A 23,135-nucleotide genomic window follows, 5' to 3' on the forward strand; every position below is an offset into this window, starting at 1 on the left:
GTCAGCGGGGCTGACACCTCCCCCTGGCGGGGGAGGATTGAGATGCCTCACAATCGTCAATCCGCGACCAACCACGGACCCCCACGCCTTTCGGTTCGTTCATATTCAATCGCCGTTCAGCTATTCTAGGCGAGTGATACCCATGACTGACCTCCAGCCCGGCAAAGGCCCGATGACCACCAGCAACCTCAAAGGAACCTCTCCCGTGCGTTACGCATATGCGATCACCTCGGCGCTCCTGATCGGCGGCGCGAGTGCGGCGCTCGTCATGCAGAACCCGGCGGGCGCGCAAACCGCACAGAATGAGCCCGGCGCGATCAGCGCCGCGGCGCCCCGCGCCGGCGCGCCGATGAGCTTCGCCGAGATGGTGGCGAAGCTTCAGCCCGCCGTCGTCAACATCTCCACCACGCAGCGCGTCCAGGTGTCGAGCAACCCGTTCGCGGGCACGCCGTTCGGCGACCTGTTCGGCGGGCAGCAGGGCGGCCGTCCGGTCACCCGCCAGGCCGAATCGCTCGGCTCGGGCTTCATCGTCTCGGCCGACGGTTATATCGTGACCAACAACCACGTCATCTCCGCCGGCCAGCGCGGCGCGGTGGTCGAATCGATCAAGGTCACCCTGCCCGACCGCCGCGAGTTCACCGCGAAGCTGATCGGCCGCGATCCCGCGACCGACCTCGCCGTGCTCAAGATCGAGGGGCGCAACCTGCCCTTCGTCCGCTTCGGCGATTCGGACCGCGCGCGCGTCGGCGACTGGGTCGTCGCGATCGGCAACCCGTTCGGCCTCGGCGGCTCGGTGACCGCGGGCATCATCTCGGCGATGCATCGCGTGACCGGCCAGGGCGGCCCGCTCGACCGCTTCATCCAGACCGACGCCTCGATCAACCGCGGCAATTCGGGCGGCCCGATGTTCGACCTCAACGGCAACGTGATCGGCATCAACTCGCAGATCCTGTCGCCGACCGGCGGCAATGTCGGCATCGGCTTCGCGATCCCCGCGACCGAGGCCAAGCCGATCATCGACACGCTGATGAAGGGCGCCACCGTCCAGCGCGGCTATCTCGGCGTCGGCATCCAGCCGCTGACCGAGGATCTCGCCAAGTCGTTCGGCGTGCCCAAGGGCAAGGGCGAGCTGATCTCGCGCGTCGAGCCGGGCGAGGCCGCGGCCAAGGCCGGGATCAGGCAGGGCGACATCATCACCAAGGTCGACGGCCGCGACGTGACCCCGGACACCACCCTCTCCTACCTCGCCGCCAATGTCCGTCCGGGCACGCGCGTGCCGGTCGAGCTGGTGCGCGACGGCAAGACCATGACCGTCCAGCTCACCGTCGGCACGCGGCCCTCGGAAGAGCAGCTCGCCGGCTTCGATCCCGATGCCGACGAGGGCGTACCCGGCGGTGACGACCAGCAGAGCCCGCAGAACGCGGCCGCTTCGCTCGGCGTCAACGTCGCCGCGCTGACCCCGCAGATCGCGCGCAGCATCGGTGTCGATCCGGCGACCAAGGGCGTCGTCGTGGTCGGCGTCGACCCGTCGAGCGACGCCGCGCAGAAGCAGGTCCGCCGCGGCGACGTGATCGTCTCGATCAACCGCACGCCGGTGACCACGCCCGAGGAGGCCGCGCGCATCGTCGGCCAGGCCAAGAGCTCCAACGCCGGACAGGTGCTGCTCTACGTCACCCGCCGCGGCGGCGTGGGCGGCTATGTCGCGGTCGATCTCGCCAGCTGATTTTCGCCGGCGACCTAGTTTGAATTCACCTCATCCATCGTCATCCCCGCCTGCGCGGGGATGACGAAGATGGTTCGGAACGAATGGTGGAGTTCAAACGAAGCCCCCATAGATTTCCGCTGACCTGACGAACCGTCGCGGTTATGCTGAGCTCCTGACGATCGGGAGCGCGGCATGACGGGTGAGACGGAGCTGTTCATCGGAGCCGGTGCGGACGGCGGGCAGCGCCAGTCGCTGGTGCTCAAGCGCGCCAACCGCCACGGCCTCGTCGCGGGCGCGACCGGCACCGGCAAGACCGTCACGCTCCAGGGCCTCGCCGAAAGCTTCAGCCGCGCCGGCGTCCCCGTCTTCGCCGCCGACGTGAAGGGCGACCTCTCCGGCATGGGCATGGCCGGATCGCCCACCGCCAAGACTCACGAGGCCTTCGCCACCCGCGCCGCCGAGATCGGCGATACCGATTGGAAATACGCGCCCGCCCCGGTCCAGTTCTGGGACCTGTTCGGCGAGCAGGGCCATCCCGTCCGCACCACCGTCTCGGAGATGGGCCCGCTGCTCCTCGCGCGCCTGATGGGGCTCAACGAGGTGCAGGAAGGCGTGCTCGCCATCGCCTTCCAGGTCGCCGACGACGAGGGCCTGCTGCTGCTCGACCTCGACGATCTCCAGTCGATGCTGGTCCATTGCGCCGAGCGCGCCGACGAGCTCACCGCCAGATACGGCAACGTCGCCAAGACCTCGGTCGGCGCGATCCAGCGCCAGCTGCTTCAGCTGCGCAGCGAGGGCGGCGCGCATTTCTTCGGCGAGCCCGCGCTCGACATCAACGACTTCATCAAGCTCGACGACAACGGCCATGGCGTGGTCAACATCCTCGCCGCCGACAAGCTCATGGCCTCGCCGCGGCTCTACGCCACCTTCCTGCTCTGGCTCCTCTCCGAGCTGTTCGAGACCCTCCCCGAGGTCGGCGACCCCGACAAGCCCAAGCTCGTCTTCTTCTTCGACGAGGCGCACCTGCTGTTCGAGGAGGCGCCCAAGGCGCTGCTCGACAAGGTCGAGCAGGTCGTCCGCCTGATCCGCTCCAAGGGCGTCGGCGTCTATTTCGTCACGCAGAACCCGATCGACATCCCCGAGGACGTCGCCGGGCAGCTCGGCAACCGCGTCCAGCACGCGCTGCGCGCCTTCACCCCGCGCGAGCAGAAGGCGATCAAGTCCGCCGCCGAGACCTTCCGCGCCAATCCCGGCGTCGATGTCGAGACCGTCATCACCGAGCTCAAGGTCGGCGAGGCGCTGGTCTCGCTGCTCATGGCCGACGGCGCCCCCTCCCCAGTCGAGCGCACGCTGATCAAGCCGCCCTGCTCGCGCGTCGGCCCGGTCACGCCCGAGGAGCGCAAGGTGCTGATCGACACCGATATCGTCGGCGCGAAGTACGACACGCTGGTCGATCGCGAGTCGGCCGAGGAGCTACTCGCCGCCAAGGGCGCCGAAGCCGCCGCCGCGGCCGCCGAAGCCAAGGCCGCGACCGAGGCCGAGAAGGCGGCCGCCGCCAAGGCCAAGGAAGACGCCCGCCTCGCCAAGGAAGCCGAGCGCCAGCGCCTCGCGGCGCAGCGCGAGGCCGACCGCCAGGCCCGGCTCGAGGCGCAGGCGCAGCGCCAGGCCGAGCGCGAGGCGGCGAACAACCCGTGGAACCGCGCGATGAAGTCGGCGACTCAGTCCGCCACGTCGGCGGCGGGCCGCGCGGTCGCGGGCGAGGTCTCCAAGGCGATCTTCGGACGGAAGTCGGGGGTCGGCGCCAGCGTCGTCGGCGGTATCGTCCGCGGCATCCTGGGCGGCCTGTTCAAGGGCTAGCCGGCGCGATTGCCCATCATCACCCCGGTCTCCCCGCTCGACATTTCTAACCGCACCGGAGAACGTCCAAAAGGCGCGAAACCAACATCGTCCACGACATGTTCTCCATTCGCCTCTCGCCGAGCCTCATTCTTGGCTAGCCCAGCCGGGCAGAAACCACGCATTTCCGCGACTGCCACCGCGGTTCCACGTGAAACCCATTTGGTTAAACCGTCCAGCAGAGGGAAGCTACATCACCTCGAGCAGCGACTTGATCGGCACGAATGCGAACGCCACCGAGCTGTCCGCCACGCCATAGGGGATGAAGATGCTGTCCCCATGACGGATCGCGCCGCATGAATAGACGACGTTGGGCACATAGCCCTCGCGGTCCTGGTCCGCCGCGGCGAGGATCGGCTCCCGGGTGCGCCCGATCACCTTCGAGGGATCGTCCTTGTCGAGCAGCGCCGCGCCGATCGAATATTTGCGCATCGCGCCGACGCCGTGCGTGAGCATCAGCCAGCCCTCGTCGAGCTCGATCGGCGGGCCGCAATTGCCCATCTGGACCAGCTCCCACGGATACATCGGCTTGATCAGCTTCTCGCCCTCGTCCCAGTGGGTGAGCGAATCCGACGCGATCAGATAGATGTTCTCGCCGTCCTGCCGGCCGATCATCATGTACCGGCCGCCGACCTTGCGCGGGAACAGGCCCATGCCCTTGTTGCGCGCGGCGCTGCCGGTCATCGGCACCAGGTCGAACTCGCGCCAGTCGCGCGTGCGCAGCATCTCCGACTGGATCACCGATCCGTTGTACGCGGTATAGGTGCCGAGCCATTCGTGGCTGCCGTCGTCATGCTCGAAGCGGACCAGGCGCATGTCCTCGAGCCCGTTGGACTGCGCCTTGGTGATCGGGAACAGCAAGGTGCCCGACAGCGTGGAATCGCGGTGGCGATAGACCACCACCGGCCCCTCGGGCATCTCGAACTCGTCGCCCTCGGCGTCGGCCGCGGTGCAGAAGGGCGGCTCCGGCGCGAGCGTCAGCTCGTTCCTGTCGGTGATGATCCCCTCGCGGAACGCCACCGACGAGATATGCCCCTCGCCGACCGCGCGCAGCGACATCAGGATGCGCATGCTGCCCTTGGGCATGCCGCTCTGGTCGTGATGCGGCACCGCGCTCGGGTTCATCAGCGCCGCGGCGGCATAGCTGTATTCGTGGCAGAAATAGGCGCCGATCAGCTGGCGCTTCTCGTCACCGATCTGGCTCCCGTCGAGCCCGAGCTGCGCCTCGATCACGTCGTAGCGGGTCATGAACACGCGGCGCGTCTGCCAGTGCCGCGCCTCGAAATCCTTGAGCACGACCTCGAGCTGCGCGCGCGCCTCGGCCGGGGACATGTCGAGCACCGCGCGCACCAGCCGCTCGGTGCGGCTCGGCGTGGTGCCGTTGGCCTGCCACGCGATATGGAATGGCCGCACCACCACGCGCGAGGGGTCGGCGCGAAGCCGCAACGGATGTTGAAACAGGTCGAGCATTCAGCCCCCGGGACACGAACCCGCCGTCGCGCGCCAGTGCTAAGCGACGGCTCGTTGCGGTCCTGCCACGATTTGTGCGCGTTTTGAAAGGGCCGAAATCGCGCAATTCGCAAGTTGAAGCGCCAGGATCGATTCGGCGCCCTGGTTGCGGTTGAGCCCGCTCGGGGTCAGTCCGTCGAAACAGCCCCCATCGCCCGTCGTCGCGAGCGGCAGGCCAAGGTCGTTCTGGCCGAGATACCAGCGATAGGCGCGCATCGCCTCGTCGGCCCAGCGCTGCGCCCCGGTCGCATCGAACGCGGCGAGACAGGCGTCGACCGTGGCCTGCGCTTCCAGCGGCTGCTGGTCGAACGGCAGCGGGTCGGCATAGGGCCGCCCGAAGCTGTCGGTGCCCACGGCGCGGAAGCCGCCGTCCGGCGCGGTCTGGCGCGCGACGATCCAGTCGAGCGTCTTGAGGCCGCACGCGAGGAAATCCTTCCGATCCAATGCCGCGCCGGCACGGATCAGCGCCTCCGGGAGCCGGGCATTGTCATAAGCGAGCACGATCTCGAACCATTCCCATTCGGGCCGCCGCGATTCATCGAGCAGCGTCATCAGGTCGCCGCCGAAGCGCTCGAGGATCCGGCGCGACAGGACGTGCCCGGGATGCGCCTCGAGCATCGCCGCCGCGCCGAGCATCGCGAAGCCGAGCGCGCGCGGGCTGCCGAACTCGAAGCTCATCGCCGCGGTCTCGTCGAACAGCATGCGCGCCCAGTCGCGATATTTGCGGTCGCGCGCTTCGGACGCGGTGACGCCGAGCGCCCACAGCGTCCGGCCGTTGGAATCCTCCGATCCCGCCTCCTCGCACCATTTCCGGTCGAAGGTCATGAAGTTGCGGAAGCGGCCCTTGTCCGGATTCCACGCGAACTGCACGAACGCGGCGTAGATGCTGGTCCATTTGTCGCGCGCGGCTTCGTCGAGCGAGTCGATCCGGTGCATCAGGATCAGCGCGCGGGCATTGTCGTCGATGCAATAGCCGTGGCGCCGGTCGGGCACGGCATAGATCGAATGCTGGTACATGCCGGTGGCGTCGCTCATCCGCTCGACCGCCCGGAAATCGGGGGCGAGCGGCTCGAAGCTGGGCGCGGGCGCAACGGCGGCAAGCCGCTTCGGCTGCGCGCGCACGGCCGCCGCGATCTGCTCGACCGCGGTCTCGGCGAGCCGCGGCCAGATCATCGTCCGGCCGCGCGCATAGGCGCGCCGTGCGAGCGATTCGCGCCGCGCATCGTCGTCGAGCAGCGCGTTGATCGCTTCGGCGAACGCGTCGCTGTCGCCGAACTCGACCAGCACGCCATGATCGTCGTCGAGGATCTCGGTGGCGTGGACATAGGGGGTCGAGACCACCGGCTTGCCCACGCTCACCGCATAGGACAGCGTGCCCGAGGTGATCTGCGCCGGGTTCGGATACGGCGTCGCATAGATATCCGCGGCCTGGAGATAGTCGAGCAACTCGTCCTGCTCGACGAACCCGTCGATGAAGGCGATGTTGCGCTCCACGCCCAGCTTCGCCGCGAGCGCGTGCAGCCGGTCGCGATAGGCCTCGCCCTCGCGTTCCACCAGATTGGGGTGAGTCGCGCCGAGCACGACGTAGAGCGCGTCCGGATGCTGTTCCGCCACCGCGGGCATCGCCGCGATCAGCGTCTCGATCCCCTTGCTCGGGGCGAGCAGGCCGAAGGTCAGGATCACCTGGCGCCCCTCCCAGCCGAAGCGGCGCTTGAATTCGCTCGGGTCGGCAAAGGGCCGGTCGGGCACGCCGTGCGGGATCATCACCAGCTTGCGCTCGTCCACGCCATGCACCCGGCGCAGGATTTCACGGCCCTTGTCGGCCATCACGATCAGCCGCGACGCGCGGCGCAGCAGCGCGTCCATCACCCGGCGCTCGTCCTCGCTCGGCGCCTCGAGCACGGTGTGGAGCGTCACGATGATGGGCAGCGTCGTACGCTCGAGCAGCGCGATCAGATGCTCGCCCGCCGCGCCGCCATAGATGCCGTATTCGTGCTGGACCCAGATCGCCTGCGCGCCCGACGCCTCGATCATCCGTGCGGCGCCGAGATAGGCCGAGCGCTCATGCTGCGCGATCGATCCGGTGACTTCGGGCGGATAGGTGTAGCGGCCGGGATGGTCGTCCATCGCCCAGACGTCGACGCGCATGTCGGGGAAACGCGTCTTCAGCGCATTGTAGGTATCGCTGGTGTAGGTCGCGATGCCGCACTTGCGCGGAACGAAGTTGCCGACCAGCGCGATATGATCGATCCGAGTTGGCAGGTCATCGCCTCGCGCCATCCCAAAAACTCCTTTCGCGTGAGCAACATAGATCAGCCAGCCAAGCCGCCGGTTCGTCCTCCCAACGTCGAGATTTCAATATGGTTGCATCAATGTTGCGTCGCAGCGTCAAGAGTCGGCGATGAAATGCATTAATCTGGGGTTCAGCCGCGTCCGCGGTAGCCCGGAATCTCCTGCGCGGGGATCCACACGCCTTCGGGCGGCGCGCCGGATTGCCAGAACACGTCGATCGGAATGCCGCCGCGCGGGTACCAATAACCGCCGATGCGCAGCCATTTGGGCTGCATCTCGTCGAACAGCCGCTGGCCGATGCCGACCGTGCAATCCTCATGGAACGCGCCATGGTTGCGGAAGCTGCCGAGGAACAGCTTGAGCGACTTGGATTCGACGATCGTCGCGCCCGGCACATAGTCGATCACCAGATGCGCGAAATCGGGCGCGCCGGTGATCGGGCAGAGCGAGGTGAATTCGGGCGCGGCGAAGCGCACGCAATAGTCGCTGCCCGCGCGCGGGTTGGGAACATAGTCGAGCACCGCCTCATCGGGGGATGCGGGAAGTGCGCTCTGCTGGCCGAGATGCTTGGGAGTCATGCGCGCCATTTAGGGGCTCGCGAGCGATCTGGAAACTCGACGCGGCATCGGGGCGGGATTACCAAGGTGGAATGGACGCTCTGGTCACCACCGAATGGCTCGCCGCGGAACAGGGGGCGAGCGACCTTCGCATCCTCGACGCGACATGGTTCCTCCCGGCCGACGGCCGCGACGCCACCGCCGAGCACGAAGCTGGGCACATCCCCGGCGCAGCCTTCTTCGACATCAGCGCGATCTCCGACCGGTCGAGTCCGCTGCCGACGATGCTGCCACCCGCCGAGCAATTCGCCGCCCAGGCCGGCGCGCTCGGCGTGGGCGATGGAGACCGCATCGTGCTCTACGACAATTCCCCGCATCATACCGCCGCGCGCGCGTGGTGGATGTTCCGCAGCTTCGGGATCGCGGCGGCGCTGCTCGACGGCGGTCTGGCGAAATGGCAGGCCGAGGGACGCGCCCTGGAACAGGGGCCGGTAAGGCCCGCCCCACGCACGCTGACCGCGCGATTCGATCCGGCGGGCGTGCGCACGATCGCGCAGGTGAAGGCCAATCTCGCCAGCCATGCCGAACAACTCGTCGACGCCCGGTCGACCTCGCGCTTCAACGGCAGCGACCCCGAGCCTCGCCCCGGCGTGACGCCGGGCCATATTCCGGGCAGCGCGAGCATCCCGCAGGGCGAGTTCTTCAATCCCGACGGCACATGGAAGCACCTCGCGACGCTGCGCGCCCTGTTCGAGGCGGAGGGGATCGAGGTCGAGCGGCCGGTGGTCACCACTTGCGGATCGGGCATCACCGCCGCGGTCCCGGCCTTCGCGCTGCACCTGCTCGGCCATCCCGCCGCGCTCTACGACGGCAGCTGGACCGAATGGGGCGCCGATCCGTCGACCCCCAAGGCGACGGGGGCGGCGTGAGCGGTTCGGACGACAAGAAGGGGGACGGCACGCGCGTCGTCGGCGCCGGCCGGCGCAGGGAATGGACGCGGGGGATCGTCAACCCGCCGGTGTGGCGCGCCTCGACCATCCTCTACGACAATGTCGCGGAGCTGCGCGCCAATGCCGGGCGCGACACGCATCACCGGCTGTTCTACGGCCGCCGCGGGACGCCCACCCAATGGAGTCTGGCCGACGCGCTGACCGAGCTCGAGCCCGGCGCGGCGGCGACGTTTCTCTACCCCTCGGGCGTCGCCGCGGTCGCGGCCGCCCTGCTCTCGGTCCTTTCGCCCGGCGACGAGCTGCTGCTCGCCGACAGCGTCTACGATCCGACGCGCAGCTTCGCCGAGACCTTCCTCAAGCGCTTCGGCGTCACGACGCGCTTCTACGATCCGATGATCGGCGGCGGCATCGCCGACCTCATCGGCGAGAGGACCCGCGCGATCTTCATGGAGACCCCCGGCAGCCTCACCTTCGAGGTGCAGGACGTCCCCGCGATCGTCGCTGCGGCCAAGGCGCGGGGCGTCGTCACCCTGCTCGACAACACTTGGGCGACGCCGCTGCTGTTTCCCGCGATCGCGAAAGGCATCGACCTCTCGATCCTCGCCTGCACCAAATATGTCGTCGGCCATTCGGACGTGATGCTGGGCAGCGTCACCGCCACCGACGAATATTGGCACCAGCTGCGCGCCACCAGCTTCCAGCTCGGCCAGACCGCCAGTCCCGACGACGCCTGGCTCGGCTCCCGCGGGCTGCGGACGATGGCGGTGCGGCTCAAGCACCATGGCGCGGCGGCGCTGGAGATCGCACGCTGGCTGGAGACGCGGCCCGAGGTCGCGCGCGTGCTCCATCCCGCCCTCCCCTCCTGCCCGGGCCACGAATATTTCCTGCGCGACTTCAAGGGGCCGGCCGGGCTCTTCACCTTCATCCTGCGCGGCGGGGGCGAGGCGGCGCGCACCGCGCTGATCGACGGTCTCGAGCTGTTCGGCATCGGCTATAGCTGGGGCGGATTCGAGAGCCTCGCGATCCCGGTCGATCCCGAGCGCATCCGCACCGTTGTGCCGTGGCAGGCGGAGGGGCCCGCGGTGCGGCTGCAGATCGGCCTCGAGGATCCGGCCGACCTGATCGCCGATCTCGCCGCCGGGCTCGACCGGTTCCGGGCGGCGCAATGACGGAGATGGCGCTGATCCCGCCCGCGCTGGCCCGCTGGCTCGCGGCGAACGGGATCCAGATGCCGACTCATGCCGAGCTGATCGAGGGCGCGATCGCCGGCGGCCTCGCCGTCCTCGCCCTCACCGCCGGCTGGCTCGCCGGACGCCGGCTCGGCCCGGCGCTCGCCAGGCTCTGGGAGCAGCGCGTCGGCTCGCACGCGGAGGGCCTGGCCCATCGCATGCACACGATCGTGCGCCACGGCAGCGCCGCGCTGCTGCTCGCGATCCTCGTCAATGCCGCGCCCTGGGGCGGGTTCGCGGCGCTGCTGCTCGGCATCGCGCTCGGCGCCGCGACGGGGATGTTCACCTTGGTCTTCCTGCGCGGGCTGCACACGCCGCGCTGGGTGGCCTGGCTCACCGCCGCGGTGGTGTTCGTCGCGATCCTCAGCCATGCGATCGGCGGGTTCAACGTCATCACCACCACGCTCGACCGCATCGGCGTCGACGTGGGCTCGCGCCGCCTGTCGCTGCTCGCGCTCGTCACCGTGCTGGTGACCGCGGTCGCGCTTTATGCCGGCGCGCGGCTCGCCAATCGCGTGATCGGCCATTCGATCGGCCAGGCGCGCGGGTTCGATCCGACGCAGAAGCTGCTGTTCCAGAAGATCACGAGCATCGTCGTCGTCGTCGTCGCCTTCTTCTTCGGCATCGACCTGCTCGGGATCGACCTCACCAGCTTCGCGGTGTTCTCGGGCGCGTTCGGCCTCGCGGTCGGCTTCGGGCTGCAGAAGACGATCGGCAACCTGATCGCCGGGATCATCCTGCTGATGGACCGCTCGATCAAGCCGGGCGACGTGATCGTCGTCGGCGACAGCTTCGGCTGGGTCAACAAGATCGGCGTACGCGCCGTCAGCGTGATCACCCGCGACGGCAAGGAGCATCTGATCCCCAACGAGAATCTGATGACTCAGGAGGTCGAGAACTGGTCCTTCTCCGACCGCAACGTGCGCGTCCGCATTCCCGTCGGCGTCGGCTACGAGACCGATCTCAAGCTCGCGCAGGAGCTGATGCTCAAGGCCGCGATCGACAGCCCGCGCGTGCTGACCAGCCCCAAGCCCAATGTCTGGCTGACCAGCTTCGGCGACTATGCCGTCGAGCACGAGATCCTCGCCTGGATCAGCGATCCCGAAGGGGGCGTGGGCAATGTGAAAAGTGACGTACTCAACCGGCTGTGGGTGCTGTTCAAGGAGAATGGCATCGAGATTCCGGTGCCGCGGCGCGAGATCATGGTGAAGAGCTGGCCCGAAAGCGGCGCATCCCCGGTTCAACTCGCGCCAGGCGCGCCTAAATAGGGCTCGTGTCCGCCCCCGTTACCGCCCGCATCGCCGAAGGAGTCGCGTCGATCCCGGCGGCGCATTGGGACGCCTGCGCAGGCGGCACCGATCCGTTCGTCAGCCATGCCTTCCTGTCGGCGCTCGAACGCTCGGGCTCGGCGACGGCTGAGACCGGCTGGCAGCCGCTGCCGATCGTGATCGAGGGCCCGTGCGGCACGCCCGCGGCGATCGCCCCGACCTATGCCAAGAGCCACAGCCAGGGCGAGTACGTCTTCGACCACGCCTGGGCCGATGCTTGGGAGCGCGCGGGCGGGCGCTATTATCCCAAGCTTCAGGTCGCGGTGCCCTTCACTCCCGTCCCGGGCCCGCGCCTGCTGCTGCGCGACGCGGCGCTGGCCCCGGCGCTGATCGCAGGGATCGAGGCGGTGACCGACCAGCACCGCCTGTCGTCGGCGCATGTCACCTTTGTCGAGGAAGCGCAGCTGCCCCTGTTCGAACGCGCCGGCTGGCTGATCCGCGCGGGCACGCAGTTCCACTGGCACAATGACGGTTATGCGCGTTTCGACGATTTCCTCGCCGCACTGTCGTCGCGCAAGCGCAAGGCGATCCGCAAAGAGCGTGAGCGCGCGCTGGAGGGGCTGACCATCCGCCACCTCTCCGGCAATGAGATCACCGAGGCGCATTGGGACGCCTTCTGGACTTTCTACCAGGATACCGGCGCCCGCAAATGGGGCCGGCCCTATCTCACCCGTCCCTTCTTCTCGATGCTGGGCGAAGCGATGGGCGACAAGCTGCTGCTGATGCTCGCCGAACGCGACGGCCGGCCGATCGCCGGTGCGCTCAATCTGATCGGCGGCGACGCGCTCTACGGCCGCTATTGGGGCTGTACCGAGGACGTGCCCTTCCTCCATTTCGAGCTCTGCTATTATCAGGCGATCGAGGCGGCGATCGCGCGCGCCCTGCCCCGCGTCGAGGCCGGGGCGCAGGGCGAGCACAAGCTGGCGCGCGGCTATGTGCCGGTCACCACCTGGTCGGCGCATTATCTGCCCGATCCGAACTTCCGCCGCGCCGTCGCCGAATATCTCGAACGCGAGCGCGCCGCCGTGGCGCACGAGCAGGAATTCCTGGGCGAGCTGACGCCCTTCAAGCGCGGCGGCTAGACCTTCTTCTGCGCGGCCTGCCAGGCCTCCAGCTGCTTTTCCTTGTCGCGCCGCAGGAAATCGCGGATCTTCTCGATCTGGCTGTGATAGGGGCCGAGGTCGATCGGGTTGAGCACCGCCGCCGGGCTGCCGTGATCGATCTTGAACAGCACGCTGTCACCGTCGCGCCAGACCGGGATCAGCCCCGCCTCGAGCCGTTTGTCATAAGGCGGCGGGCTGATCACCCAGAGATAGTCGTACGCGTGACGCGGGAAGCGCGCGAGGCTCACCGCCACCGGCCGCCACCATTGGCGCGGGCATTTGGTGTCGGTGACGATCTGCGAGGGATCGTGGCTGAACCCGCGCGCCTGCTTGTAGCGTACCGTCAGCAGCTGCCCGCCGGCCATCGACCATTGGTCGTTGGTATAGGCGAGCCGCCGCACCATCGCCATGCCGGGCAGGTGCTGCAGGCGAGTCATCGTCCATTCGTTGTAGCAGGTCTCGCCGACGAAGCTCAGCAGCTTGGCGCCGACCGGGACGTGCTCGAGCGCCTTGAGCTCGCGGTCATAGGCCTTGTCGTAGAGGACGTTGCTCCAGGTGTTCGCGCCCATGCGGACGAGGAAGAAGGCCAGGCCGGCGACCGCCAGCACCTGCGCCCCGCGCATCGTCATGCCGGGCTTGGGCCGCAGTGCGATCACCGCGATCGCCAGCATGTACGGCGCGAGCCGCATGTCGGCATAGGCCGAGCCGAACACGATGCGCGGCAGCAGGATGAACACCGCGACCAGGAACAGCGCCGAAATGCCGAGGTGGCGCGAATAGCCGACATTGGGGTCGCGCACGCCCTTGAACAGGATCAGGTAGAGCACGCCGAGACAGGCGATGTCGAACAGCTGCCAGCGGTCGCGCAGCACCATCAGCATCCACCAGGTCTTGGCGCGCCAGTTGAACCAGTCGCCGGTCTGGCCGCTGACGTGCCCGCCAGTACGCCATGCCAGCATCAGCAGCGCGGGCGGCGCGAGCACGAGGCAATGGATGCCCGCCCAGATCCACGGCACGATCCAGCGCCGCGCGAAATCGGCATGCCATGGGCCGTTGCGCGGTCCGCGCTTGTCATGCTGGCGGATCAGCTCGGCGGCGAAGCAGAGCACGCCCAGCGTGCCCCAGCCGAAGGTGTGCGTCACCCAGATGACCAGGCCGATCGGCACGAACAGGATCGCGCGCAGCCGGATCTTGCCGAGCCGTGCCAGCCGCAGCCACAGCGCGAAGGCGTTGAGCGCCAGTGCCATCGACAGCGCGAAGTTCGCGAAGCCGAACTGGAAGGCGTAGTTGTAGGCGAGCGGGAGCGCGAACAGCGCGGTCGCCGGAATGCGCCCATGCACCTCGCGCGCGATCCACAGCAGCCCGGTGACGGTGAGCATGGGGATCGTGATGACGATCAGCTTCACCGCCAGCTCGAGCCCGAAGATCGGCTCCAGCGGGATGATCAGCAGGTCGAGCCCGAGATTGCCGATCAGGCTCCACTCGAACCGGTACCAGTCGTTGAGCCAGGGCACTTCGCCGTGGGAAAGCTGGACGCGATAGCGCGCCATATGGCCTGGCAGGTCGACCATCGGCGGGATGTCCGGCCACAGCAACGGCACCGCCGCGGCGATCGCCGCGAACAGCACGAACCAGCGCGTCTGCCACCAGCGCGGCGTATCCAGGCCCCCTTGCATCGCGCGCACTTACTGCGAGCCGGGCCCTAGCGGCAAGCGGCTTGGCGTGCGGCCCGCCGCATTGCCCGCCGGATCGAACCGGGAATCAGCGGATTCGATAAAATTGCAGCCCGGTATCGCGCAGCGGGATGCGCTCCGCCCAAGGAGGCGGGGCGCCGCGATTGAGCTGTGCGGCGAGGCTGGCGGGGTAGTCCCGCGACACGCCGATCTCCTCGAAATCGCCGGGGCAGAACAGCATGTACCGCGCCTGCCAGGCCGCCGCGATCTCCCGCGCGCGCTCCGGCGCCGCCAGGAAGAAGTCGTAGGTCGCCCGATTGCCCCGATTGTTGCGGTGATAGCCCGCTCCCACCGAACCGTGATGGCTGCCGCCGATCACGCGCGCGCCGTGGTTCATCGCGGTCAGGATCGTGCCGGGCGGGCTGGCGTCGAGCTGGTGCCACACATCGCCGTCGCGGCAGGATTTCGCGGCTTCGCGCGATTGGCTGACGGCCGGGCGCAGGCGCCCCTCGACCTCGGTCGAGACGACGAGCCACAGCACCCCCGCGGATGCGCACCATGCGCCCAGCGTCGCCGCCGACCGCCAGCGCGGCGCTTCGCGGGCGGCCAGCACGAGCTGCGCGAGCATCGGTGCGGCCATCGCCGCACCCATGTACGCGCCGCGCAATTGCGAGACGGTGAGCGCGATCGAGATCGCATAGATCAGCGCGAGCGGCAGCGCCGCCCAGCGCCGGTCCGCATCGGCGCCGCGCAGGTACAGCAGCGATGCGCCGGCCGCGACCGCGAGCAGCGCCACTGCCTGAACCGCCGCCGCGGCCGAGGGCTGAGCGAACAAGCCGGTCGCCTCGGGGATCGAATCGATGATGGCGCGGCGCAGGAATGGCCCCATCGGCCCATAGGGACCACCGAGGCAGGCCGGGTAGGCGAGAAGCGTGGCGACCACCGCGGCCCCGCCGAGAACGCCGCCCGCTACGAGCCGCAGGCGCCAATCGCGCAGCCACGGCGACGCCATACCGATCGCGAGCCATGCGGCGCCGGCGCCGAGCGCCGCCGCTACCGATGCGGGGGTGAAGCCGTCACACCACTGCGCGGTCCAGTAGCTGGGCCGCGCGACGGCCACGAGCAGCAAGGTGACGCCGAACAGCGCACCGCCGAACCCCAGCGCCCGCGCTCTTTCGCCGGCTCCGAGCACCACCCAGCGCACGAACAACACCCCGACCAGCACCAGCGCCTGGGGCGCGGTCTCGAGCCCGACGCCGAAGCTGAGGGCGATCGCACCGCCCAGCAGCGCGCCGCTGCGCCGGCCACCCGGCCCCATCACCGCGAACGCCGCCAGCTGCAGCAGCACGATCTGGAGCGCGTGATGATCGATTCGCCCCGGAAGGAACAGCGCGTTGGCGGGATAGGCGAGCGCCGCGATCAGGATCGCGGGCAGCGCCGCCGGCGCGCCGCCCAGGCGGCGGGCAAGCCGGGCCGAGAGAAACAGACAGACGACGAAGAGCAGCGCCGGATAGCCGATCACCATCGTCAGCTCCGCGGCATGGCGCCCGATCAGCGGCGTCAGCGTCACCAGCATCGCGGCCGGCCCGAGATCGTTGATCCGCGACCAATGCATCGGCGCACCCTCGGGCGGTGCCAGGCGGTACTGGGTCCAGTCGTTGAAGCCCTGCCCCGCCACCCAGTCGCGGACTTGCGCCAGGCGCATCATGTCGTCGGTGTCGGGCAGGTTGAACCAGCGCAACTGCGCCCAGTCGCGCGCCACCCAGCAGGCCGTGAGTAACAGCGCCAGCGCGATCGCCGCGAACCAGTCGCGCCGCCGCTCGTCGCGCAACGATATTGCCGTCACGCTGCCCCGTCTTGGTCGCGGACGGCCACTAGCGCGCGGCCTGGTTCAGGACGGTCACGAAGTGCAGCCGGCGATCGAACAGCCATGCGAACGGGCGCGGATAGAGTCCCAGCCGGTCGACGAAACGATCGGTGCTCAGCCCATGCATGTCCCACAGCCGCGTCCACTCGCGGCGCGACAGATAATTGTAGGGAAGCCGCACGCCGTGGGCGGCGTTGCCGACCCAGTCCATGAAGCGAAGGGTGAAGCCGGCGGCGAGGCCGTCGCGGAAATGGTCCTTGACTACCAGCTGCTTGGCGACGCGCGCCGCTTCGGCCATCACGGCGCCGGGATCGTCGGTATGATGCAGAACGTCGATGATCACCGCGGCATCGAAGCTGCCGTCCGCGAACGGCAGGGTCACGCCGTCATAGGCATGCACCACGATCGCGGTGCCGGGCCGGACGAGCACGTCGACCCCCTCGATCCGGACGTCGGGACGCGCGGCCATCACCAGCCGCGCGAGATCGCCGCTGCCCGCGCCGATATCGAGCACGCGGGCATTGTGCGGCAACCGCTCGGCGATCATCGCGGCCAGCCGGCGTACCCGCCGGCCAAACACCAGCTTCTCATGCAAACGCTGCAGCATTCCGTCCCCCAAAGGCCCGGCCGCACCCTTGACGCGAGGGCCTTGAAAGGTGGTTAACGCCCCTCGCTCACGCGACCCCGTCCCATGATAGGCCGCGGCGACAGCGTTAACCAAGTCTTGGCGTTCACGCGTGCATTGCTGGCCAGCGATTTCACGGGGACAATCATGGCAACAGCGCAGGCGCTTCGCGACGAGCAGTGGGACCTTCCGCCCGGCGAGCCGTCATCGGCGGTCGAGCTGTCGATCGTCATGCCCTGCCTCAACGAGGCGGAGACGCTGGCGGTCTGCATCCGCAAGGCGAAGGCGTTCCTCGACGCGCACAACATCGCCGGCGAGGTGATCGTCGCCGACAACGGCTCGACCGACGGATCGCAGCAGATCGCCAACGCGCTCGGCGCGCGGATCGTCCATGTCCCGGCGCGCGGCTATGGCGCGGCGCTGATCGGCGGGATCGAGGCGGCGCAGGGCCGCTATGTCGCGATGGGCGACGCCGACGACAGCTACGACTTCGGCACGCTGATGCCCTTCCTCGAGGTGCTGCGCGAGGGCGGCGAGCTGGTGATGGGCAACCGCTTCCAGGGCGGGATCGCCGCGGGCGCGATGCCGCCGCTGCACAAATATCTCGGCAACCCGGTGCTGAGCTTCCTCGGCCGCACCTTTTTCGGCACGCCGATCGGCGATTTCCATTGCGGCCTGCGCGCGTTCCGCCGCGACAGCATCCGCGCGCTCGGCCTCACCGCGCCGGGCATGGAGTTCGCGAGCGAGATGGTGGTCAAGGCCGCGATCGCCAAGCTCGACATCCGCGAAGTGCCGACCACGCTCCAGCCCGACGGCCGCAGCCGCCCGCCGCATCTGCGCACGTGGCGCGACGGCTGGCGCCACCTGCGCTTCCTGCTGATTTATGCGCCGCGCTTCCTGTTCCTCTATCCGGGCCTCGCGCTCGCGCTCGCGGGGCTGGTCGGCGTGCTCGGATTGATCCCCGGCGACGTCCGCCTCGGCGCCGTCGAGCTCGGCGTGCACACGATGATCTTCGCGGCGATGGCGGTGCTGATCGGCTCGCAGCTGGTCGGCCTGTCGGTGCTCGCCCGCCGCTACGGCGTGATCGCCGGCATGTGGCCGGAAAGCGGCCTGATGCGCCGCGTCCGCAACTGGTTCAGCGTCGAGCGCGCGTGCATCGCGGGCGGCGCGATGCTGCTCACCGGACTCGGCGGAGCGGTCGCCGCGACGCTGGCATGGGCCGGCGCCGGCTTCGGCGACATGAACCCCGCCGCGCTGATGCGCGTGACGATCCCGTCGATGCTGCTCTGCTGCCTCGGCGTGCAGACCGCGGTGACCGCCTTCTTCGCCGGCCTGCTCGACCAGCCGCGCGGTTAGGGTCGTTTTTCAGCTTCGCTGAAACGGCGCCGGCCGCTCCCCATCCGGCCACCCAACGCCGGCATTCTATGGGCGGCGGGTGGGGGAGCGGGCTGGTGCCGCCCGGCTGAAAACGACTCTAGCCTTCGCGGCGGCCGAGAAGCCGCAGCCGCAGCGCGTTGAGCTTGATGAAACCCGCCGCGTCGCGCTGGTCGTATGCGCCCTGGTCGTCCTCGAAGGTCACCACCTTCTCGCTGTACAGCGAATAGGGCGACTTGCGGCCGACCACGCTGGCGCTGCCCTTGTAGAGCTTCAGCCGCACCGTGCCGGCGACCTTTTCCTGCGAGTAATCGATCGCCGCCTGAAGCATCTCGCGCTCGGGCGCGAACCAGAAGCCGTTGTAGATCAGCTCGGCATAGCGCGGCGCGAGCTCGTCCTTGAGGTGCGCGGCGCCGCGGTCGAGCGTGATCGATTCGATCGCACGGTGTGCGACGTGATAGATCGTCCCCCCCGGCGTCTCGTACATGCCGCGCGACTTCATGCCGACGAAGCGGTTCTCGACCAGGTCGAGCCGGCCGATGCCGTGCTTGCGGCCGAGCTCGTTGAGCGCCGCGAGCAAGGTCGCCGGCGACATCGCCTCGCCGTTGAGCGCGATGCCGTCGCCTTTCTCGAAATCGATCGTGATATACTCGGGCGCGTCGGGCGCGTCCTCGGGATTGACCGTGCGCGAATAGACGTAATCGGGCACTTCCTCCCACGGATCCTCGAGCACCTTGCCCTCGGACGAGGTGTGGAGGAGGTTCGCGTCGGTCGAGAAGGGCGCTTCGCCGCGCTTGTCCTTGGCAACCTGGATCTGGTGCGCCTCGGCGAACTCGATCAGCTTGGTGCGGCTGGTCAGGTCCCATTCGCGCCATGGCGCGATCACCTTGATGTCGGGGTTGAGCGCATAGGCCGACAGCTCGAAGCGGACCTGGTCGTTGCCCTTGCCGGTCGCGCCATGGCTCACCGCATCGGCATTCACCTCGTGCGCGATCTCGATCAGCCGCTTGGAGATCAGCGGGCGCGCGATCGACGTGCCGAGCAGATAGACGCCCTCGTACAGTGCGTTGGCGCGCATCATCGGGAAGACGAAGTCGCGGACGAACTCCTCCTTGAGGTCGTCGATGAAGATATGCTCGGGCTTGACCCCGGCGTTGAGCGCCTTCTGGCGCGCGGGCTCGAGCTCCTCGCCCTGGCCGAGATCGGCGGTGAAGGTCACCACCTCGCACTGATATTCCTGCTGGAGCCATTTCAGGATCACGCTGGTGTCGAGGCCGCCCGAATAGGCGAGCACCACCCGATTGATCTTGTCGGCCATCGTCGTCGTCGCTCCAGAGGAAAAAGTCGCGTGGCCTCTAGGGCGGCGGGGGCGGTTCCGCAACAATCGATGACCCCGCGGCATCGTAGACGAAGGATTAAGCACCACGGCCTAGAGAAAATGGCGATGAGCGGATCGGGCATCGCGATCGGCCAGCGACGGCTGGCCATCCTGGGCGCGCGGGCCTGGTCGGCGCCGCTCGATACGCGCGCATTCCCGGTCTACCGCCTGCTCGGCCTCCAGACGGCGCTGGTCGTGATCCTCCTTGCCATGCTCGGCTTCACCTACCGGGGCGAGGACATCAACCTGATGATCGCGGTACTCGCCGCGATGGCCGGCGTCGCGGCGCTGCTGCGCTGGCGCGATTCGCCGCGCCTCGCCGCCGGCATCGAGGGCTGCGCGATGCTGGTCGCCGCGAGCATGGCGGTGGCGTGCATGAGCCTGCTGCTGGCGACGCTCGGCTTTCCCTATCGCGACGCGGCGCTGCGGGCGGCGGACGAGCTGCTGCTCCCGTTCCTCTCCTGGCCCGATCTCGCACGATCGCTGGCGGGACGCGCCGAGCTGACCGTCACGATGAGCCGCATCTATTCGACCCTGCTGTGGCAACCCTTCGTGCTGGTCGCCGCGCTCGCCGCGCTGGGCAAGACCGGGCTACTGTGGCGCTTCCTCCATGCCTGGTCGCTCGCGCTGATCGCCTGCGTCGCGATCTTCGCGCTGGTTCCGGCCGAAACCGCCTATGTCCATTACGGGTTCGTGCCCGCCGACGTGCCGCATCTCACGGTCAACGCCGGCTGGTGGCCCGCCGAGATCCTGGAGAAGGTGCGCACCGGCCAGCTCCGCGAACTGGGCACCGCGCAGATTTCGGGACTGATCACCTTCCCCAGCTTCCATACGGCGGCCGCCGTCCTGCTCGCCTGGGGCTTCCATCGCGTGCCGTTCGTCGGGCCGGTGCTCGTACTGCTCAACGTCGCGATGATCGCCACCGTCCCGCTGATCGGCAGCCATTATTTCGTCGACGTGCTCGGCGGCGTCGCCGTCGCGGTGCTGGCCATTGCCGGAAGCCGGACCGGGTCCGCGGACTAGCTCGCGCGCGAGGCGGCGATGCCGGCGAACAATCGCGGCAGATAGGCGCCGAGGCTCATCGCGCGATAGAAATAGCTGGCCAGGAACGCGAGCCACACCCCCGCGGCGCCGAGCGGCCGCAGCAGCAGGTCGGTGCCGATGTAGAGCAGGGTCGCGACGATCGCGGCGTTGCGCAGCGCCTTCCCCTGGGTCGCGCCGATGAACACGCCGTCGAGCAGCCACGCGGGGACGCCGAGCGTCGCGGTCAGCGCGGCGAGCGGGAGCATCGCATAGGCGGCCGCACGCACCTCCGCATTCGTGGTGAGCAGGTCGACCAGCACCCAGCCGAACGCCGCCGCGACCAAGGTCGCGATCAGCCCGAAGCCGAGCGAGAACTCGCCAGTCAGCCGGATCGCGCGCCTGAGGTCAGCCCTCGACCCCGTGCCGACCGCGATCCCCACGCGCGATTCGGCGGTGAAGGCGAAGCCGTCGAGCACGAAGGCGAAGATGCTGACGAGCTGGAGCAGCACATGGTTGGCGGCGAGCTGCACCGTGCCGAGCCGCGCCCCGGCATTGGCTAGCCACAGGAACATCGCCAGCAGCGCGACGGTGCGGATCATGATGTCGCCATTGACCGCGAACAGCCGCTTCCACGCCGCTTTGTCGAAGAACGCCGCGCGCTGGCGCAGGATCGCGCCGGGCCCGGCGACACGCAGCACCATCGCCACGCCGAGCGCGAGCGCGACCCATTCGGCGAGCGCGGTCCCCAGCCCGACGCCGCGCGCGCCCATCCCGCAATGCCACACGAACAGCATGTCGAGCGCGATGTTGACCGCGTTCATCGCGATCTGCAGCAGCAGCGTGTCGCGCGTGCGCCCGAGGCCATAGAGCCAGCCGTTGATCGCATAGAAGCCCAGCGCGGCGGGCGCGCCGAGGAAGCGCGCGGTGACGAACTCGCGTGCGGCGGCGTCGAGGTTCCCTCCGCCGGCCAGCGCGGCGAGCGCCACCGGCACGATCAGCAGCTGCAGCGCGACCAGCGCCGCGCCGATGGCGAGCCCCGCCGCGACGCCGCGCGCGAGCAACGCGTTGACCTCGACCGTGTCGCCGCGCCCATGCGCCTGCGCGGTCATCCCGGTCATGCCCATGCGCAGGAACCCGAACGCCCAGAAGATGAAGTTGATGATCGCGACGCCCAGCGCCACGCCGGCCAGCGCGGCGGCATCCCCGGTCCAGCCGATCACCGCGGTGTCGACCAGGCCGACCAGCGGCACCGTGGTCTGGCCGAGCATGATCGGCCAGGCCTGGGCGAAGATCGAACGGCGCGTGAGGACGAGGGGCGAGGCTTGCATGGCGGTCCCATGCGCATATGCTCGCCGCGAAATCCAGCGGAGCCGTCCGATGGCCGAGATCAAGACTAAGCCGACCGAGATCAGCCCCGCCGAATTCATCGAAGCGGTCGAGAATCCGGTCCGCCGTGAGGATGCGAAGACGGTCTGCGCGATGATGGCGCGGATCACGGGTGAGCCGCCCAAGATGTGGGGGCCCTCGATCATCGGCTTCGGCAGCTACCACTACAAGTACGGCAGCGGCCATGAAGGCGACATGTGCCGGCTCGGCTTTTCGCCGCGCAAGGCACAGATCGTCCTCTACATTCTCACCGAAGACCCCGGTCAGAGCGATCAGCTCGCGCGGCTCGGCAAGCACAAGAACGGCAAGTCCTGTCTCTACATCAACAAGCTGGCCGACGTGGACATGGCGGTGCTCGAGGAAATGACTCGCGACGCACTCGCCCATATGAACGCGAAATACCCCGCCTGAGGCGGTTCAAGCGTCAGTCAGCCGGTTCGTGCTATGGCGCCGGCCATGCTGATTCTCCTCGCTCTCGCCGCCCAGGCCGCGCCGCTCGGCGTCGCCCCCGGTCCACTGCCCAAGGCCGAGGCCGAGCGGCGCGTCGCCGAACGCCTCGCCGACCTCGACCTCAACGAGGACGGCACGGTCGAGCGCGACGAAGTCCGCGCCCGTTTCGATTTCGAGGCCAGCGCCGACGCGACCTATGCCGCCGCGCAAAAGGCGAAGAAGGCCGGCGACCCGCGTCCCGCGGTGAATGCGCGCCAGCCCGCCTTCGCCAGGGCCGATGCCTGGTTCGCCGCGGTCGATGCCGACAAGGACGGCAAGATCACCCGCGACGAGCTGATTCGCTACGCGGGCGCGGATATCGAGCAGCTCGGGATCAGATAGACCGGCGGATCACTCCGCGAGCCGCTTCTCCGCTTCCGCCATATAGTCGCGCGTCACCGGCAGCGCGTCGCGCGAGCGGGCATATTGGAGCTGGTAGTTGACCAGCCCGCCATTGCGGAAGCTCACCAGCGATCCGGCGAGATAATAGGTCCACATGCGGAAGAAGCGCTCGTCGTAGAGCGCGACGATCTGCTCCTTTGACGCCACCGCGCGGTCGTACCAGTGCTGCAGCGTCCAGCCATAGTGGAGCCGCAGCACTTCGACGTCGGTGAGGAAGAAGCGCATCCCCTCGTGCCCGTGCAGGATCTCGGACAGCGCCGGGATATAGCCGCCGGGGAAGATGTACTTGGCGGTGAACGCGTCGGTCACGCCCGGCCCGCCGGCGCGGCCGATCGTGTGGAGCAGCATC

At 68.7% G+C, this 23,135-nt stretch carries 19 protein-coding genes; 10 read left to right on the plus strand and 9 right to left on the minus strand.

The features are described 5' to 3' along the window. The first annotated feature begins 205 nt into the window (after positions 1-205). Together ABDV68_RS10055 and ABDV68_RS10060 are read left to right on the plus strand one after the other, a co-directional pair. On the plus strand, positions 206-1,723 hold the full coding sequence (locus tag ABDV68_RS10055; protein WP_343519752.1) for a Do family serine endopeptidase: 1,518 nt from the start codon (positions 206-208) through the stop codon (positions 1,721-1,723). A 174-nt stretch (positions 1,724-1,897) separates the two neighbouring features. Next, positions 1,898-3,562 (plus strand): helicase HerA-like domain-containing protein, encoded by a 1,665-nt coding sequence (locus ABDV68_RS10060; protein ID WP_343519754.1) that lies wholly within the window; start codon positions 1,898-1,900, stop codon positions 3,560-3,562. 228 nt (positions 3,563-3,790) lie between these two features. Here ABDV68_RS10060 and ABDV68_RS10065 read toward each other — a convergent pair whose 3' ends face one another. The 3 genes from ABDV68_RS10065 to queF all read right to left on the minus strand — a co-directional run bounded on the left by ABDV68_RS10065 (position 3,791) and on the right by queF (position 7,980). Next, a complete protein-coding gene (locus ABDV68_RS10065) occupies positions 3,791-5,071 on the minus strand; it encodes a glycoside hydrolase family 130 protein (protein ID WP_343519755.1) in 1,281 nt (426 codons plus the stop codon). Positions 5,072-5,110: 39 nt separating this feature from the next. Beyond that, complete coding sequence (locus tag ABDV68_RS10070; protein WP_343519756.1) at positions 5,111-7,390, minus strand: glycosyltransferase; 2,280 nt, start codon at positions 7,388-7,390, stop codon at positions 5,111-5,113. Positions 7,391-7,533: 143 nt separating this feature from the next. Next, positions 7,534-7,980, minus strand: coding sequence for a preQ(1) synthase (gene queF / locus ABDV68_RS10075; protein WP_343519757.1), 447 nt, complete (start codon positions 7,978-7,980; stop codon positions 7,534-7,536). 71 nt (positions 7,981-8,051) lie between these two features. On the opposite strand from queF, the gene ABDV68_RS10080 reads away from it, so the two are divergent. Genes ABDV68_RS10080 through ABDV68_RS10095 form a run of 4 tightly spaced genes read left to right on the plus strand, consistent with a single transcriptional unit; the run spans position 8,052 to position 12,548 of the window. Further along, positions 8,052-8,888 (plus strand): sulfurtransferase, encoded by an 837-nt coding sequence (locus tag ABDV68_RS10080; RefSeq protein WP_343519758.1) that lies wholly within the window; start codon positions 8,052-8,054, stop codon positions 8,886-8,888. Beyond that, positions 8,885-10,078 (plus strand): cystathionine beta-lyase, encoded by a 1,194-nt coding sequence (gene metC, locus ABDV68_RS10085; RefSeq protein WP_343519759.1) that lies wholly within the window; start codon positions 8,885-8,887, stop codon positions 10,076-10,078. Before ABDV68_RS10080 ends, metC begins: the two co-directional genes overlap by 4 nt. Further along, a complete protein-coding gene (locus tag ABDV68_RS10090) occupies positions 10,075-11,406 on the plus strand; it encodes a mechanosensitive ion channel domain-containing protein (protein WP_343519760.1) in 1,332 nt (443 codons plus the stop codon). Before metC ends, ABDV68_RS10090 begins: the two co-directional genes overlap by 4 nt. A gap of 5 nt (positions 11,407-11,411) precedes the next feature. Further along, positions 11,412-12,548 (plus strand): GNAT family N-acetyltransferase, encoded by a 1,137-nt coding sequence (locus ABDV68_RS10095; protein ID WP_343519761.1) that lies wholly within the window; start codon positions 11,412-11,414, stop codon positions 12,546-12,548. On the opposite strand, the gene ABDV68_RS10100 is transcribed toward ABDV68_RS10095, so the two are convergent. The 3 genes from ABDV68_RS10100 to ABDV68_RS10110 form a co-directional block, all read right to left on the minus strand. Beyond that, positions 12,545-14,245: a hypothetical protein gene (locus ABDV68_RS10100; RefSeq protein WP_343519763.1), complete on the minus strand. Its 1,701-nt coding sequence runs from the start codon at positions 14,243-14,245 to the stop codon at positions 12,545-12,547. The genes ABDV68_RS10095 and ABDV68_RS10100 overlap by 4 nt on opposite strands. 85 nt (positions 14,246-14,330) lie before the next feature. Beyond that, positions 14,331-16,088, minus strand: coding sequence for a hypothetical protein (locus ABDV68_RS10105; protein ID WP_343519764.1), 1,758 nt, complete (start codon positions 16,086-16,088; stop codon positions 14,331-14,333). A 28-nt stretch (positions 16,089-16,116) separates the two neighbouring features. Further along, entirely contained in the window at positions 16,117-16,716 is a 600-nt protein-coding gene (locus ABDV68_RS10110; protein ID WP_343519766.1) for a class I SAM-dependent methyltransferase, read from the minus strand. 165 nt (positions 16,717-16,881) lie between these two features. On the opposite strand from ABDV68_RS10110, the gene ABDV68_RS10115 reads away from it, so the two are divergent. After that, positions 16,882-18,090, plus strand: a complete 1,209-nt coding sequence (locus tag ABDV68_RS10115) for a glycosyltransferase family 2 protein (RefSeq protein WP_343519767.1) — start codon at positions 16,882-16,884, stop codon at positions 18,088-18,090. A gap of 118 nt (positions 18,091-18,208) precedes the next feature. Here ABDV68_RS10115 and ABDV68_RS10120 read toward each other — a convergent pair whose 3' ends face one another. Continuing rightward, on the minus strand, positions 18,209-19,426 hold the full coding sequence (locus ABDV68_RS10120) for an argininosuccinate synthase (RefSeq protein ID WP_343519768.1): 1,218 nt from the start codon (positions 19,424-19,426) through the stop codon (positions 18,209-18,211). 126 nt (positions 19,427-19,552) lie between these two features. Between ABDV68_RS10120 and ABDV68_RS10125 the strand changes: the two genes are divergently transcribed. Then, entirely contained in the window at positions 19,553-20,509 is a 957-nt protein-coding gene (locus tag ABDV68_RS10125; RefSeq protein WP_343519769.1) for a phosphatase PAP2 family protein, read from the plus strand. Here ABDV68_RS10125 and ABDV68_RS10130 read toward each other — a convergent pair. After that, positions 20,506-21,837, minus strand: coding sequence for an MATE family efflux transporter (locus ABDV68_RS10130; protein ID WP_343519771.1), 1,332 nt, complete (start codon positions 21,835-21,837; stop codon positions 20,506-20,508). The genes ABDV68_RS10125 and ABDV68_RS10130 overlap by 4 nt on opposite strands. Before the next feature lie 49 nt (positions 21,838-21,886). Here ABDV68_RS10130 and ABDV68_RS10135 point away from each other — a divergent pair, with 49 nt between their 5' ends. Both ABDV68_RS10135 and ABDV68_RS10140 read left to right on the plus strand, forming a co-directional pair. Then, positions 21,887-22,306 carry a DUF1801 domain-containing protein gene (locus ABDV68_RS10135; protein ID WP_343519772.1) on the plus strand — a complete coding sequence of 140 codons (420 nt, stop codon included), beginning with the start codon at positions 21,887-21,889 and terminating at the stop codon, positions 22,304-22,306. A 45-nt stretch (positions 22,307-22,351) separates the two neighbouring features. Next, the gene (locus ABDV68_RS10140; RefSeq protein ID WP_343519773.1) at positions 22,352-22,726 is read left to right on the plus strand and encodes a hypothetical protein; all 375 of its coding nucleotides are present in this window, start codon (positions 22,352-22,354) and stop codon (positions 22,724-22,726) included. Positions 22,727-22,735: 9 nt separating this feature from the next. Here ABDV68_RS10140 and ABDV68_RS10145 read toward each other — a convergent pair. After that, on the minus strand, positions 22,736-23,135 hold a 400-nt coding region (locus ABDV68_RS10145), incomplete at its 5' end, for a class I SAM-dependent methyltransferase (RefSeq protein ID WP_343519774.1).

This window comes from Sphingomonas sp. (assembly GCF_039595165.1).
Classification (GTDB): Bacteria; Pseudomonadota; Alphaproteobacteria; order Sphingomonadales; family Sphingomonadaceae; genus Sphingomonas.

Bases quoted from the DNA above. Each gene is read 5' to 3' on its own strand.
- ABDV68_RS10060 (WP_343519754.1), top strand. From the start codon at position 1,898: ATGACGGGTGAGACGGAGCTGTTCATCGGAGCCGGTGCGGACGGCGGG.
- ABDV68_RS10110 (WP_343519766.1), bottom strand. From the start codon at position 16,716: ATGCTGCAGCGTTTGCATGAGAAGCTGGTGTTTGGCCGGCGGGTACGC.
- ABDV68_RS10140 (WP_343519773.1), top strand. From the start codon at position 22,352: ATGCTGATTCTCCTCGCTCTCGCCGCCCAGGCCGCGCCGCTCGGCGTC.
- ABDV68_RS10125 (WP_343519769.1), top strand. From the start codon at position 19,553: ATGAGCGGATCGGGCATCGCGATCGGCCAGCGACGGCTGGCCATCCTG.
- ABDV68_RS10070 (WP_343519756.1), bottom strand. From the start codon at position 7,390: ATGGCGCGAGGCGATGACCTGCCAACTCGGATCGATCATATCGCGCTG.
- ABDV68_RS10080 (WP_343519758.1), top strand. From the start codon at position 8,052: ATGGACGCTCTGGTCACCACCGAATGGCTCGCCGCGGAACAGGGGGCG.
- ABDV68_RS10100 (WP_343519763.1), bottom strand. From the start codon at position 14,245: ATGCAAGGGGGCCTGGATACGCCGCGCTGGTGGCAGACGCGCTGGTTC.
- ABDV68_RS10090 (WP_343519760.1), top strand. From the start codon at position 10,075: ATGACGGAGATGGCGCTGATCCCGCCCGCGCTGGCCCGCTGGCTCGCG.
- ABDV68_RS10130 (WP_343519771.1), bottom strand. From the start codon at position 21,837: ATGCAAGCCTCGCCCCTCGTCCTCACGCGCCGTTCGATCTTCGCCCAG.
- ABDV68_RS10120 (WP_343519768.1), bottom strand. From the start codon at position 19,426: ATGGCCGACAAGATCAATCGGGTGGTGCTCGCCTATTCGGGCGGCCTC.
- ABDV68_RS10065 (WP_343519755.1), bottom strand. From the start codon at position 5,071: ATGCTCGACCTGTTTCAACATCCGTTGCGGCTTCGCGCCGACCCCTCG.
- queF (WP_343519757.1), bottom strand. From the start codon at position 7,980: ATGACTCCCAAGCATCTCGGCCAGCAGAGCGCACTTCCCGCATCCCCC.
- ABDV68_RS10135 (WP_343519772.1), top strand. From the start codon at position 21,887: ATGGCCGAGATCAAGACTAAGCCGACCGAGATCAGCCCCGCCGAATTC.
- ABDV68_RS10115 (WP_343519767.1), top strand. From the start codon at position 16,882: ATGGCAACAGCGCAGGCGCTTCGCGACGAGCAGTGGGACCTTCCGCCC.